Source organism: Citrobacter sp. Cu096, from assembly GCF_030332285.1.
In the GTDB taxonomy this organism is placed as follows: domain Bacteria; phylum Pseudomonadota; class Gammaproteobacteria; order Enterobacterales; family Enterobacteriaceae; genus Citrobacter; species Citrobacter meridianamericanus.
Map to the genome: position 1 here is coordinate 839,588 of NZ_JAOWID010000030.1, position 13,505 is coordinate 853,092.

General features: G+C 52.3%; 13 protein-coding genes and 1 pseudogene. 6 read left to right on the top strand and 8 right to left on the bottom strand.

The window, feature by feature from the left end; genetic code table 11:
- The first annotated feature begins 15 nt into the window (after window positions 1-15).
- Both OGX99_RS18375 and ptrB read left to right on the top strand, forming a co-directional pair.
- Entirely contained in the window at window positions 16-675 is a 660-nt protein-coding gene (locus tag OGX99_RS18375) for a tellurite resistance TerB family protein (RefSeq protein ID WP_061068073.1), read from the top strand.
- 86 nt (window positions 676-761) lie between these two features.
- Complete coding sequence (gene ptrB, locus OGX99_RS18380) at window positions 762-2,810, top strand: oligopeptidase B (protein WP_187258831.1); 2,049 nt, start codon at window positions 762-764, stop codon at window positions 2,808-2,810.
- Window positions 2,811-2,818: 8 nt separating this feature from the next.
- Here the strand turns inward: ptrB and exoX are convergent, their stop codons facing one another.
- From exoX to OGX99_RS18395, 3 genes are all read right to left on the bottom strand, one after another.
- On the bottom strand, window positions 2,819-3,481 hold the full coding sequence (exoX, locus tag OGX99_RS18385) for an exodeoxyribonuclease X (RefSeq protein WP_151225607.1): 663 nt from the start codon (window positions 3,479-3,481) through the stop codon (window positions 2,819-2,821).
- A 23-nt stretch (window positions 3,482-3,504) separates the two neighbouring features.
- On the bottom strand, window positions 3,505-4,161 hold the full coding sequence (locus OGX99_RS18390; protein WP_151219476.1) for a nitrilase-related carbon-nitrogen hydrolase: 657 nt from the start codon (window positions 4,159-4,161) through the stop codon (window positions 3,505-3,507).
- Window positions 4,162-4,267: 106 nt separating this feature from the next.
- The gene (locus OGX99_RS18395; RefSeq protein WP_114682575.1) at window positions 4,268-4,498 is read right to left on the bottom strand and encodes a DNA polymerase III subunit theta; all 231 of its coding nucleotides are present in this window, start codon (window positions 4,496-4,498) and stop codon (window positions 4,268-4,270) included.
- Window positions 4,499-4,641: 143 nt separating this feature from the next.
- Here OGX99_RS18395 and yobA point away from each other — a divergent pair.
- The 4 genes and pseudogenes from yobA to pphA all read left to right on the top strand — a co-directional run bounded on the left by yobA (window position 4,642) and on the right by pphA (window position 7,306).
- Window positions 4,642-5,017: pseudogene (gene yobA, locus OGX99_RS18400) on the top strand (CopC domain-containing protein YobA).
- Window positions 5,018-5,020: 3 nt separating this feature from the next.
- Window positions 5,021-5,893, top strand: a complete 873-nt coding sequence (gene copD / locus OGX99_RS18405; protein WP_210905210.1) for a copper homeostasis membrane protein CopD — start codon at window positions 5,021-5,023, stop codon at window positions 5,891-5,893.
- A gap of 20 nt (window positions 5,894-5,913) precedes the next feature.
- Window positions 5,914-6,252 (top strand): YebY family protein, encoded by a 339-nt coding sequence (locus OGX99_RS18410; RefSeq protein ID WP_200012723.1) that lies wholly within the window; start codon window positions 5,914-5,916, stop codon window positions 6,250-6,252.
- Window positions 6,253-6,664: 412 nt separating this feature from the next.
- Window positions 6,665-7,306 (top strand): protein-serine/threonine phosphatase, encoded by a 642-nt coding sequence (gene pphA / locus OGX99_RS18415; protein WP_286544625.1) that lies wholly within the window; start codon window positions 6,665-6,667, stop codon window positions 7,304-7,306.
- On the opposite strand, the gene OGX99_RS18420 is transcribed toward pphA, so the two are convergent.
- The 5 genes from OGX99_RS18420 to yebS all read right to left on the bottom strand — a co-directional run bounded on the left by OGX99_RS18420 (window position 7,307) and on the right by yebS (window position 13,420).
- A complete protein-coding gene (locus tag OGX99_RS18420) occupies window positions 7,307-7,498 on the bottom strand; it encodes a YdfD/YebW family protein (RefSeq protein WP_151219473.1) in 192 nt (63 codons plus the stop codon).
- Between the two features lie 102 nt (window positions 7,499-7,600).
- The gene (locus tag OGX99_RS18425) at window positions 7,601-7,837 is read right to left on the bottom strand and encodes a YebV family protein (protein ID WP_029139506.1); all 237 of its coding nucleotides are present in this window, start codon (window positions 7,835-7,837) and stop codon (window positions 7,601-7,603) included.
- Between the two features lie 100 nt (window positions 7,838-7,937).
- Entirely contained in the window at window positions 7,938-9,359 is a 1,422-nt protein-coding gene (gene rsmF / locus OGX99_RS18430) for a 16S rRNA (cytosine(1407)-C(5))-methyltransferase RsmF (protein WP_286544628.1), read from the bottom strand.
- Window positions 9,360-9,534: 175 nt separating this feature from the next.
- Window positions 9,535-12,168, bottom strand: coding sequence for a PqiB family protein (locus OGX99_RS18435; RefSeq protein WP_286544631.1), 2,634 nt, complete (start codon window positions 12,166-12,168; stop codon window positions 9,535-9,537).
- Entirely contained in the window at window positions 12,137-13,420 is a 1,284-nt protein-coding gene (gene yebS / locus OGX99_RS18440) for a membrane integrity lipid transport subunit YebS (RefSeq protein ID WP_151219471.1), read from the bottom strand. The genes OGX99_RS18435 and yebS overlap by 32 nt, the downstream gene beginning before the upstream one ends.
- Window positions 13,421-13,505: the final 85 nt, after the last annotated feature.

Below are 13,505 nucleotides of genomic sequence, written 5' to 3' on the forward strand. Positions count from 1 at the left end.
TACTTGAGGGGCAAAATGGCTAACTGGCTGAATCAACTACAATCTCTTCTTGGGCAAAAAGGATCCTCCGCGTCATCTTCTGGCGAGCAAGGGCTGAGTAAACTTCTGGTTCCGGGCGCGTTAGGCGGTCTGGCTGGATTACTGGTTGCCAACAAATCTTCACGTAAATTACTGAGTAAATACGGCACCAGCGCACTTCTGGTGGGGGGCGGCGCGGTTGCCGGGACTGTGTTATGGAACAAATACAAGGATAAAGTCCGCGCAGCGCATCAGGATGAGCCGCAGTTTGGTGCACAAAGCTCTCCGCTGGATGAGCGAACCGAACGTCTGATTCTGGCGCTGGTTTTTGCGGCAAAAAGCGATGGCCATATTGATGCCAAAGAACGTAGCGCTATTGAGCAGCAGCTCCGTGAAGCGGGCGTGGAAGAGCAGGGCCGCGTTTTGATTGAGCGCGCCATCGAACAACCGTTAGATCCTCAGCGCCTGGCGCAAGGTATCCGCAATGAAGAAGAAGCGCTGGAAATTTACTTCCTGAGCTGTGCGGCGATCGATATCGACCACTTTATGGAGCGTAGTTATCTGAATGCGCTGGGCGATGCGTTGAAGATCCCGCAGGATGTTCGTGAGGGCATTGAACAGGATCTCAAGGAACAAAAACAGGCTTTACCGGGTTAAATACTTACCGCTAAGGTGCATGTTTCGCTTGCATCATTGCTGTCTTTTGCCACCCTTATAGGATGATTAAGCAAAAGAACAATGACATGCTACCAACAGCTTCTCGTATTCCCCACGCCATGACTCAGCATGGCGACACCCGCGTTGATAATTATTACTGGCTGCGAGATGACACCCGCTCGCAGCCAGAAGTGCTGAATTATCTGCAACAAGAAAATGCGTATGGCCGCCAGATTATGGCCTCGCAGCAGGCCTTGCAGGATCGCGTCCTGAAAGAGATTATCGACCGAATCCCGCCTCAGGACGCTTCCGCCCCCTATGTGAAGAATGGTTATCGCTACCGGCATATTTATGAACCGGGGTGCGAATATGCCATTTATCAGCGTCAGTCTGCCTTGAGTGAAGAGTGGGATGAATGGGACACGCTGTTGGATGGTAATCAGCGTGCGGCCCACAGTGAGTTTTATACGCTGGGCGGGCTGGCGATATCTCCGGATAACACCATCATGGCGCTGGCCGAAGATTATCTTTCTCGTCGGCAATATGGTGTGCGGTTTCGCAATCTGCAAAGCGGGAACTGGTATCCGGAAGTTCTGGAAAACGTTGAACCGGACCTGATCTGGGCGAATGACTCGCAGACCTTCTATTATGTGCGCAAACATGCAACCACTCTGCTCCCGTATCAGGTTTGGCGGCATACTGTCGGCTCGCCATCATCCCTGGATGAGCTGGTATATGAAGAGGCTGATGACATGTTTTATGTCAGCCTGCATAAAACCACATCGTTACACTATGTCGTTATTCATGTCGCCAGCGCGACCACAAGTGAGGTTTTGCTGCTTGACGCGGAGCTGGCGGATGCCGAACCGTTGGTATTTTTAGCTCGGCGTAAAGATCACGAGTACAGCCTCGATCACTATCAGCATACGTTTTATTTGCGTTCCAACCGCAAGGGTAAAAATTTCGGCCTGTATCGCACCCGGGTACGTGATGAACAAGCCTGGGAGGCGCTGATCCCGCCGCGCGACAATATTATGCTGGAGGGCTTTACGCTGTTCACAGACTGGTTGGTGGTGGAAGAGCGCCAGCGGGGCTTAACCAGCCTACGCCAGATCAATCGTAAAACGCGTGAAGTGGTCGGTATCGCCTTTGACGATCCGGCTTATGTGACCTGGCTTGCCTATAACCCTGAGCCGGAGACATCGCGCCTGCGTTATGGCTATTCCTCCATGACCACCCCGGACACGCTGTTTGAACTGGATATGGACACCGGGGAACGTCGCGTGCTCAAGCAGACGGAGGTCCCCGGATTTGATGCGGCGAACTATCGCAGCGAACACCTATGGATCACTGTGCGTGATGGTACAGAGGTTCCGGTTTCGCTGGTTTACCATCAAAAGTACTTCCTGAAAGGGAAAAATCCGTTACTGGTTTATGGCTATGGCTCGTATGGCGCCAGCATGGACGCCGATTTCAGCAGCAGTCGCTTGAGCCTACTGGATCGCGGCTTTGTGTATGCCATTGCCCATGTGCGTGGCGGCGGTGAGTTAGGGCAACAATGGTACGAAGACGGTAAGTTTCTGCAGAAGAAGAATACCTTCAATGATTACCTCGACGTCTGCGATGCACTGCTAAAAATGGGCTATGGCGCACCTTCGCTATGTTATGGCATGGGGGGAAGCGCCGGAGGAATGTTAATGGGTGTCGCCATCAATGAGCGCCCCGAACTGTTTCATGGCGTCATTGCACAAGTGCCATTTGTCGATGTGCTGACCACAATGCTGGATGAGTCAATTCCATTGACGACCGGTGAGTTTGAAGAGTGGGGTAATCCGCAGGAGGAAGAGTATTACACCTACATGAAAAGCTACAGTCCGTATGACAATGTTACCGCGCAGGCTTATCCGCATCTGCTGGTAACGACGGGCTTGCACGACTCTCAGGTGCAATACTGGGAACCGGCAAAGTGGGTGGCAAAACTGCGTGAGCTGAAAACGGACGACCATCTGCTGTTACTCTGCACAGATATGGATTCCGGGCACGGCGGTAAATCCGGACGTTATAAATCTTACGAAGGCGTGGCCCTGGAATACGCTTTTTTGATTGGGCTGGCGCAGGGAACACTGCCTGGATAAGCCTAAACTCAGGCGTTATCCAGATAGTGTTTCAGCGTTAAGCGCAGCTCCGGGCTCATGCTGTCGAGGTTATTAAATAACCAACGCAGATAGCCCGGGTCGCGTTCCGCCACTTCTGACACCGGTTTTCCACGGTACTTACCAAAAGTGAAAGTGGTCAGTAATGCGGGGCGGCCGGTAATATCCACCATCTGTTCTGTTGTCCAGCCTGACGTCTGCATAATGTCGATCAGGAGTGCGGCGGTGATATAACAATCGTACAGGGCGCGGTGATGATGCAGGCCTGCTGGCGTCTGGACGCTCAGCTTGCGCGATTTATACAGCGCCATATTGCTGTATTTTATTCCCGGCCACAAACGCCGGGAGAGTTTCATGGTGCAAATCCACTCTCCCGGCATGTCGGGTAATACGCGGCGGTCAAAGCTGGCATTGTGCGCCACGTACCACTCGCTGCCGTAATACTGCGGGATGATATCTTCAATCCACGGTTTATCGGCCACCATCGCTTCTGTAATGCGATGGATAGCCATCGCCTGGGGGCTGATTGGGCGGTCAGGACGCACCAGATGGCTCATTGGATTAACTATTTTTCCGTCAACCACGTCGACAGAAGCAATCTCAACAATGCCTCCCTGCAGACCACAGGTTTCTGTATCTATTATGCGCAACATACCATGCTCCTGACCCAAAACGACTAGCGTAATGGAATGATATCACCTTGCCAACCCCGTGGCGTGCGTTGACCGGTTAAGAGCAAAGAACCGCTATCTGCGCGAACAATCAATCGACCGCGCTCATCCCATAACGCGCTGCTGCCACGCGCATTGGCCATTAATACCGCAATGGCAAACTTGTGCGAGAAACTCTGTAGACGAGATGTAGAAGAGAGCAGCTCAGGTTCACTGACGGACTGAGAACTGGTGAACAGTGAGTAAGCAGGGTCGATATCGCTTCCTTCTGGCTGGCTATCCACAACGCTGATGGCATTTTGCTGTCGGGCGATACAGGCTCCGTGACTATGATGAAACATTAAGGGCGAGGTCATCCTGGGAGAGAAAAGCGCGATGCCTTTTACGAACCGGTTGTTATGTTCCACCGGTAGTCCTGCAATGATCGTCATACGATAAGTCACAGCGGCATGGGCGAGAGGTTCTAACAGCGCTTTATCGGGTGGGGCAGGCAGCGCGTCATGTTCATCGACACAACCTAACAAGGAGAGGGAAGGGAATACCAGCAATTCACATTGGCATTGAGCGGCTGCCTGAATGAATTGCAGGTGATGTGCGACATGCTCGGTAACTGAGGTATGAAGAGGTTCGTACTGTGCTGCTGCGATTTTCCAGTGTGACATAATGATTTCCTTTTCATAGTGTCTACAATCATCCTTAAAGTATAGATTAAGAATATACTTATACTGTAGCAGCCATCATGTAAGGAATCGTAACGTAATATAAGTTTTATTTAACTTTAGGCTCGTAAGGTAAACGGGAAAGGGAAACGGATGCCAGTCGGTGCGCGATGAGCCTTTCGCGAAACCAGCCGCGTAAATGTTCGGGCTGTTCACGTTCAACAACTTCAGCAACAACGGGCATGTTGTATCGCTCCTTAAACGCAACACCCGCAGCGGCCAGGTCAACATTGACCTTATCCATCTCCGCCTGCTCAAGTTTGGCCAGATTGATGTTCATGGGCTTCTCCTTTTCTCTGTCTTTCGGCGCGCAAAGTTACTAAGAGTGTGCATTAATGGCAAGACCGAAATGATGATTCTCGACTCGATCATTGTAGAAGGTTATTCTCTATAGATTAGACATAACAAAAAGGAATAGTTGAAATGGCTTCATCTGCATCTCTGCTTCGCAACGCTCTCATCGTACTCGCCAGCGTGCTGGCAACGCCCGCAGCCCTGGCGCATGCTCATCTGACAAAACAAAATCCGGCTGCGAATGCTGAGGTTACGACATCTCCTCAGGCGTTGACGCTGAATTTGTCTGAAGGCGTGGAACCCGGATTTAGCGGAGCAACGCTGACAGGCCCAAACAAAGAACAGATCAAAACGGGCAAGGCGTCTCGCAGTGAACAGGATAAAACGCAATTGATTGTTCCGCTTGCTCAAACGCTTGAGGCCGGGAAATACACGGTCGACTGGCACGTCGTCTCCGTGGATGGTCATAAGACAAAGGGGGCAATATACCTTTAGCGTGAAATAACCAATGCTGGCATTTACCTGGGTTGCACTGCGTTTTATCCATTTTACCACGCTGATGCTGGTGTTTGGCTGTGCGCTTTACGGCGCATGGCTGGCTCCCGTTTCGGTTCGTCGTTTAATGATGCGTCGTTTTTTGCGTCTGCAACAGCATGCCGCAGCGTGGAGCTTCATCAGCGCGACGCTGATGCTGGCGATCCAGGGGGGGTTAATGGGCTCAGGCTGGCGGGATGTTGCCTCTACTGACGTTTGGGGTGCCGTGCTGCAAACGCAGTTTGGTGGCGTATGGCTATGGCAAATTATCCTCGCGCTGGTTACGTTGGTGGTGACAATTATGGTCCCGCGCAACATGCCGCGACTGCTGTTAATGTTGACGATTGCGCAGTTTATTTTGCTAGCTGGCGTCGGACATGCGACGCTGCACAGCGGTATCGTTGGGGCATTCCAGCAGGTTAACCACGCCCTGCATCTGGTATGCGCTGCCGCCTGGTTCGGCGGTTTGCTGCCCGTACTTTACTGTATGCGAATGGCGCATAGCCGCTGGCGGGAACAGGCCATCAGTACCATGATGCGCTTTTCCCGCTTTGGGCATCTTTTCGTTATCGGTGTTTTACTTACTGGTATCATGAATGCGCTGTTTATTGTCGGTTTTTCCATTCCCTGGCACATGGCTTACGGGCAACTGCTTTTGCTAAAAGGTGCTCTGGTGATGCTAATGGTGGCGATTGCGCTGGCGAATCGGTATGTTTTGGTACCACGCATGCGGCAGGATAACCGCAGTATGACTCTCTATTTTATTTGGATGACTAAGCTGGAATGGGGAATTGGGGCGGTTGTGCTGGCGATAGTCAGCCTGTTTGCCACTCTCGAACCTTTCTGATTGATGGACTGGCGAAACGCATGAAAAAAATCATTATCTCGTTATTACTACTGACAAGCTCTGGGGCCGCGCTGGCTGCGCCACAGGTCATTACCGTCAGCCGTTTTGAGGTTGGCAAAGATAAGTGGGCGTTTAATCGGGAAGAGGTGATGCTGACCTGCCGTCCAGGAAACGCACTGTATGTCATCAACCCCAGTACGCTGGTGCAATACCCGTTGAATGATGTCGCCAGACAGCAAGTAGAAAGCGGGAAAACCACGGCGAAGCCGATCGAGATTATCCAGATTGATGACCCGGCGAAACCGGGTGAAAAAATGAGCCTGGCGCCGTTTGTGGAGCGTGCAGAAAAGCTCTGTTAATTGCCAGATGTAGCGCTCTGATTTCCAATAAAAAACCGCAAGGATCTCGCAGGAGAACTTGCGGTTTTAGCGTTTGGATGCGTGACGATCGCCCTTTTTTTCCGGCCACTTTAGTCGCGGACTGGAAAACCTGGCGCTGTCATCTATTCTTAAATAGCAGGGTAACTTAGCCTGCATTAATGCCAACTTTTAGCGCACGGCTCTCTCCCAAGAGCCATTTCCCTGGACCGAATACAGGAATCGTATTCGGTCTCTTTTTATGTGGCGAATGCGTTGCCATCCTGGGCTGAACACTGCGTGTCGCATGTTACATTCTTCGTAAACCATACCATACTCCGGCCCATGATCGTCCAGGCTTTTTTGCCGCCATTGCTAAAATTATAACCAGGTACCATTGAACTCAGGAGGCGGCATGGGACGACCAGATAATATCTATCAACGAATTGAAGGTTCGCACTGGCGTCACGTCTGGGTAGTCGGAGATATCCACGGCTGTTTCTCATTGTTGATGGCACACTTGCACCAGCACCGTTTTGATCCGTGGCAGGATCTGCTGGTTTCGGTGGGGGATGTTATCGACCGTGGGCCTGATAGTTTGCGTTGCCTGAAACTACTACGTGAGAGCTGGATTGTGGCGGTCAGGGGTAATCATGAACAGATGGCGCTGGACGCGCTGGCGACGGGGGAGCCCTTCCACTGGTTTATGAATGGTGGTTCATGGTTTGCACAGGCAGAGCAGCCAGCGGTGAGATCCACGCTTGAAGAGTGTCGGGATTTACCCTGGATTCTGGAGCTGCGTTGCCAGAACGGCATACATGTTGTTGCCCACGCTGATTACCCTGATGAAGATTATCAGTGGCAAAAAGAGGTCGACTTACGGCGGGTGCTGTGGGATCGCTCAAGGCTGATGAGTAAAGGCAACGGCATTCGCGGGGCGGATCACTTTTGGTTTGGTCATACGCCGCTGCGCCAACGGCTGGATCGCGATAATCTGCACTATATTGATACCGGTGCGGTGTTTGGCGGCGAATTAACGCTGGTGCAACTGCAATAATCAAAAATCGCTGTATTCCTGGGCCGGATGCCAGAAGCTGTCAATATAGTCATCCGCAGGTAAACATCCGCCGTTACGAATACGCTGATCGTCCATCGATATCAGGCACTGCTGCTCAGTTTTGTAGACATCCACCACGATATCTTCACAACCGCCCTCCAGGTAGCACACAAAAAGAACCAGCGTGAACATTCCATCCTCATATGGTAAAGCCATACCTGTAGTGTAGAGGATGTTGATAGATGAGGGAAATTAAGCAAGAAATAACCCGTCTGGCGACGGGTTCTTTTTGAATCAGGCAAGGCGCATGATCCAGGCATCTGACTTACGATCGTAGTGCTCGCGAAATAGTACCGAATGTTCTCCGTTCAGAAGAGCCGGGACGCTGGTGTCGGCATCCCAGGCGTCCAGTTGCATACATAAATCCGGATCAGATTTACACGGAATGGTTAACGTTCGGTCTCCTGGCGACTCGCCATGTAACTCGGCGTCGTCGATTTCAAAAGCGCCAATGCGCACACTGGTTTTCATCATCGTGCTCTCCGTTGATTTGTTGGTTGTGGTACGACCAGTTAAGCCGTCCATTTTTCAGCGTAGTCAACGTTAGCAAAAGCGCCAGTAAAAACGTGCGTTACCCTGTAAAGAGTTTGCCATCCCGGACAAGATCGCGTGGATAGCTATTCTTTAATCGCGAACCAATACGTTTTGCCAGACCGATTGGTTGGTGCTGGAATGTAACCAGTACGTCGTCACTCGTTGGTGCGGTTTGTGGGTAGACATCCCGGCCGCGGTACCACTCTTCAGCTTCGGTAAGGGTCAGTTCAAACGCATGGCTATGATTTGGGTTGGCGAGCGCGATGACGGCTTCATGCTGCCAGCGGTAACCTTTATTGTGTGTTTCAGCCAGTTTGACGCCGAGTCGGGAAAAACGAACTTTGCCGATCAGTGGTTCAATTACTGTTGGAAACAGCCAAATCTCTTTATCACGCTGCCACAGACGCAAAGTGCCTCCCCACTGCAATCCACAGGCGTTAGCGGCCTGAGTAACAAGCGCGGATTCACGTCCTTTAAGTGGGCTGAAAGGGAAGTTACCCACTTTGTACTTTGGCGTCGGTAATGGAGGGATGGCGGCTGTTTTGCGCAAACGTGCAACGAAGAAACCTTCGCAATCGTAGATTTGCGGGAACACGTGCAGAAATCCTTCCGGCGTCAGGGCGCGTTTGGCTTCCGGGAATAAATCGCCCAGTGGCAAAAATTCGACCGCATCCGGGTAAGTCTCAATCAACCACCGCATGACGTTTTCATTTTCGTCACGGTTAAGCGTACAGGTGGAATAAACCAGCGTGCCGCCGGGCCGCAGAGCGTGAAAGGCGCTGTCGAGCAGTTCGCGCTGAGTCGCGGCAATTTCCAGATTACTTTCTGGCGACCAGTTTTTCAGCGCATCGGGGTCTTTACGCATCACGCCTTCGCCGGAACATGGGGCGTCCAGCAAAATGGCATCAAAGGATTCAGGCAACGCTGCGCCAAATACGCGGCCGTCAAAATGGGTGAGCGCGACATTGGCTATCCCACAACGGCTGATATTGGCATGCAGGACTTTGACGCGACTGGCGGAAAACTCATTCGCAAGAATCGCGCCCTGATTATTCATTTTTGCGGCAATTTGCGTGGTTTTAGAACCTGGCGCTGCCGCAACATCCATAACTCGTTCCGGGGTGTTGCCTTCGGCAAACAGCGCGGCGACCGGCAGCATTGAGCTGGCTTCCTGAATATAAAACAGACCGCTTAAATGCTCTGCGGTGCTACCGAGCGGCAGTGACTCTTCATCATCGCGTTCAATCCAGAAACCTTCAGCACACCAAGGAACCGGAGTGAGCGACCAGTTGTAAGGCGCGGTCAGCGTGAGGAAATCGGCAACGGAAATTTTCAGCGTGTTGACGCGGATACTACGGCGCAGCGGGCGCTGGCAGGCAGCGAGAAAATCATCGAATGACAGCGTGGAAGGCATTGCTTCACGCATTTGGGTCAGAAAGGCGTCGGGAAAATAAGCCACTTGGTACCACCGGCAAAAAAACAGGTACGCAGTGTAGCATATACCCTAAATAATTCGAGTTGCAGGAATCTGGTAAGTGACTGGGGTAAACGAGAGTACCTAACGCATATGCAACTTGAAGTATGACGGGTAGAAGTGCTCCGGCGCGAGTATTTACGCCGGAGCAGAGGAGAGATTAACGTGGCAGGGCGGTTCCCCAGTCACGCCACTCTTTCGGTTCGCTTTCGAGCAGCAGGAAGTGTTTACCCGACTGCGCTTTCGGGGCGAGTGGCGTACCCGGTGGCGTGGCGAAGGCGATACCACCGCGAATGAACTGGTTGAACGTACCGGTTTTCACGACGCCGCCGGTCAAACCGAAGTCGAGATTGTATCCGGATGCCAGCCAGAACACGGAATTGTTGCGCACCAGGTGCTGATAGCGCTGGCTAATGCGCATGGCAACCATCACACGGTCAGAAAGAGAACCCAGCGTCAGCCCGGTGACGGTCCCCACTTCAATGCCTCTGAACAGCACTGGCGTACCGATATTCAGCGAACCGGCTTCCGGCGCTTCCACCACAATACTCAGACCATCGAGGTAACGAGAGTCGGTAATCGTGGCTTCCTGTAGCTCAAAATCACGGCGCGGGTTGCCGCGTCCTGGTTCAACGTTGATATACGGCTGCAGGATGGTATCCAGATGCTCCACGCCCGCCGCCGAAATTTGCGGCGTGATCACGGAGAAGCGCGTACCGCTTCGGGCAAAGGTCTGCACATATTCCGGATACAGAACCGCTTTTGCCTGAACTTCGTTACGGGCGGTGATGAGCTCAAGCGTCTGGATCTGACCAATATCGATCCCAAGATAGCGAATCGGCATGCCGGCCGCGAGTTTACCGGCATCGAACGCGTGCAGGGTTATCTGACCGCCCACCGCACGCGCGGCGGTTTCGGAAGCATACAAGATACGCTTGTCGCCTTTGCGTTGACTGGCGCTGGCGCCACTTAAGTTATCAAAGCTGATAGCCCCTTTGAGTGCGCGCGACAGGGGAGATGCTTGTACGGTTAAACCGCTGCCGTTGAGCTGAACCTTTGCACCGCCTTCGGCCCAAAACACGCTGTTACTGGTCAACAAATTGCGATATTCCGGTTTGATATGCAGATCGATATCAAACGCATCGGCGCGCGGACGAACGCTAATCACTTCACCGACCTCGAATTTGCGGTAGAGCACCACCGAACCGGCCTGCACATCCGGCAGCGTTTCGGCGCTCAGGCTGACCGTGGTGGTTGGCAGATCGCTCAGGCTGTTTTCAATTGCTTTTTCCAGGTTGGCATACAGCGGGTAGCTTTTTTGCATTTCGCCTTTGGTGCCTGGCAAAATGCGAATGCCGCCGCTGAGCCACTCACTGGCGCTGGCACCAAGGAATTCCACGCCATCCAGCCCGACTTTGACATCCACCCGGCTGTTGACCACGAATTTACTGTCGCCTTGCACCAGCGAGCGATGCTGCGGTTCGATGGCAACGATAAATGAGACGCCTTTGCTGGTAAGCGTACGCTCAATAACCTGACCGACCTGTACGCCGTGGAGGATCAGCGGCTGGCCGGCTTCAATACCGTAACTCTCCGGTGCGGTCAGCGTAAATGTCATGACGCCTGGATCGTGTAACAACGACTTCTCTGCGGGAATAACAGTAAACTGGCTACGCGGCTCGCCTTCGCCGGGGACCAGTTCAAAGGTTTTACCCGTCAGCAGTGAACTGAGATTGGCATCGTTTAACGATAATTTAGGACTGTGTAATTCGATCCGCGTGTTGTCGCGCAGCAGCGTTACGACGCTGGGGTCGACTGTCATTTCGCCGGTGACTTTCCCGCCCGGATTTAAATCCAGTTTGGTAAGCTGACCGACCTCTAATCCTTGATACATCAGTGACGTTGAGCCTGCCTTGAGTCCGTCTCCGCTGGGTAAATCAAGTTTGACAATTACCCCGCGCTGGCTGTGCGCGAGATCCTGATATAAACCAAACGTGTCGTCGGCAGCCGCGGGTTTTGAGTCTTCCGGCGAATCAAAAGCAATCGCACCATTGACCAGCGCGGCCAGACTTTCCAGTTTTACCTTTGCGCCACTGAGGCTGACATCCGCATTCACGCCGGATACGTTCCAGAAGCGGCTGCCTTTTTTCACCAGGTTGGTAAAGCGACGTTCAATCAACACGTCGATGGTTACCCCCTGATGATTGGGGTTAATGGCGTAGTCATACACCCGACCGACCGGAATCTTACGGAAATAAACCAGTGAACCGCTATTAAGCGAACCGAGGTCAGGCGCCCGCAGATGCAGCATCAAATCGCCATTATCAAGACGATATTTGGGCTGCGTATCGAGGGCGACGAAATGATCTTCTTCCTCGCCGGTTCCGGGCATCATGCCGATATAGTTACCACCAACCAACGCATCCAGACCCGAAACCCCAGCCAGCGACGCTTTCGGTGTAACAAGCCAGAACTGAGTATCTTTGCGCAGTGCATCTTTCATGCTCGATTTGATGCTGACGCGGACTTCAATTTTACGCAGATCTTTGCTGAGGTTGATATCTTGTACTGTGCCCACTTCAACGCCCTGATAACGAACGGGCGTGCGTCCGGGCACAATGCCGTCCGCAGACATGAAGTCAATGGTCACGGTATTGCCGCGATCTTCATAGCTCCCCCAGATCAGCCAACCTGCAATCATCAATGCGATCAACGGCAGCAGCCAGAACGGAGAGATACGACGTTTTGTTTTAATCTGCGCTTCAGTCTGCGAAGCGGGCGTTTCCTGACTCATGTGCATCCCAAAGTAATCGGCTGTCCAGCCATTCCACAGCAAGAATAGTCAATATTACCGCCGCGCCGAAATAAAACGCAGCCGGTCCCATAGTAAAAGCAAGAATCTGATCGCGATTAATCAGTGACATGGTTAACGCGATAACAAAGAGGTCCAACATCGACCAGCGACCAATCCAGGTCACCATGCGCAGCAGTTTGATGCGGGTACGCAATCCTTGCTCGCAGTTAAAATGAATGCTGATGAGCAACGTAAACATCACAATCACTTTGGTGAATGGCACCAGAATACTGGCGATAAAAACGATCGCCGCCACGCCGACGTTACTGTTTGCCAAAGACATTATGCCTGACAGGATGGTGTCCTCCTGTCGACCACCGTTGACATATATTACCGAGATGGGCAGCAGATTAGCAGGCAAAAGCAGGACAATCGAGGCCAGAAGAGCCGCCCAACACTTTTGAATACTTTGGTTCCTGCGCCAACGCAACGGGATATGGCAACGAGGGCAGCGACCTCGCGCGTCCGGATAACCTGTAAAGTGACAACCGAGGCAGACGCGGAGCTTTTCATCAGGGCGACGGGCCGGTCTTTGCGGATAAAATCGGTCCCAAAGCTGCTCTACGTTGAGGTGCGACAACGTCAAAATACTGAGGATCACCAGCGCGATAAAAGCAAACAGCCCCACACCGGGTTGCAAAAAAGCATAGTCCTGAACTTTGATTGATGCGACGCCAATACCCACAAGATAGATATCGAGCATCACCCACTCTTTAAGCCTTTCCAGCATCAACAGTACCGGGCGCAGGTTCATCCCGAGAATATTGCCAAACCACAGATAAGCAATTGAGGTCACGAGAATTAGCGGCGCACCAGCCACGCAAAATAGCACGAAGGATGCGGTGAGTGGATCGCCCTGACGGGTCATTTGCCAGATGCCCTGCAGCACATTGGCGTCAATGCGTACACCTAACAGATAGATGTGCAGGAGCGGCTCTCCCCAGGCAAAGGGCATCAGCAGCAGCATGGCGAAAGCCATTGCCGCCAGCCGCGTTAGTGACCAGTCGCGTCCGTCACGAATTCTTGCCTGACAGCGTGGGCAAAATGCACTTTGGTGTGAACGCATTTTAGGCAAACTAAAGATCAGGTCACATTCAGGGCAGCGATGGTAATTCGCACGAGGAAGTGCATCACCAATGGACCTGATGGCTATTTTTTTAGTCGGCGTGATGCGTGGTGTCGTTAAGGCCATGTATCGCGAATCAAATTGTTGAAGTAATGTTATCTTAACTCATGACGGGAATGATCTTGAGCATTAACGCATTTAATGTTTATTT

What these genes read in the sequence shown, in the direction of transcription:
- OGX99_RS18395 (WP_114682575.1), bottom strand. Translation starts at nt 4,498, where the DNA reads ATGAACATCAATCTGGCCAAACTTGAGCAGGCGGAGATGGATAAGGTC.
- exoX (WP_151225607.1), bottom strand. Translation starts at nt 3,481, where the DNA reads ATGTTGCGCATAATAGATACAGAAACCTGTGGTCTGCAGGGAGGCATT.
- pphA (WP_286544625.1), top strand. Translation starts at nt 6,665, where the DNA reads ATGGGACGACCAGATAATATCTATCAACGAATTGAAGGTTCGCACTGG.
- OGX99_RS18420 (WP_151219473.1), bottom strand. Translation starts at nt 7,498, where the DNA reads ATGTTCACGCTGGTTCTTTTTGTGTGCTACCTGGAGGGCGGTTGTGAA.
- copD (WP_210905210.1), top strand. Translation starts at nt 5,021, where the DNA reads ATGCTGGCATTTACCTGGGTTGCACTGCGTTTTATCCATTTTACCACG.
- OGX99_RS18410 (WP_200012723.1), top strand. Translation starts at nt 5,914, where the DNA reads ATGAAAAAAATCATTATCTCGTTATTACTACTGACAAGCTCTGGGGCC.
- yebS (WP_151219471.1), bottom strand. Translation starts at nt 13,420, where the DNA reads ATGGCCTTAACGACACCACGCATCACGCCGACTAAAAAAATAGCCATC.
- OGX99_RS18435 (WP_286544631.1), bottom strand. Translation starts at nt 12,168, where the DNA reads ATGAGTCAGGAAACGCCCGCTTCGCAGACTGAAGCGCAGATTAAAACA.
- OGX99_RS18390 (WP_151219476.1), bottom strand. Translation starts at nt 4,161, where the DNA reads ATGTCACACTGGAAAATCGCAGCAGCACAGTACGAACCTCTTCATACC.
- OGX99_RS18375 (WP_061068073.1), top strand. Translation starts at nt 16, where the DNA reads ATGGCTAACTGGCTGAATCAACTACAATCTCTTCTTGGGCAAAAAGGA.
- OGX99_RS18425 (WP_029139506.1), bottom strand. Translation starts at nt 7,837, where the DNA reads ATGAAAACCAGTGTGCGCATTGGCGCTTTTGAAATCGACGACGCCGAG.
- ptrB (WP_187258831.1), top strand. Translation starts at nt 762, where the DNA reads ATGCTACCAACAGCTTCTCGTATTCCCCACGCCATGACTCAGCATGGC.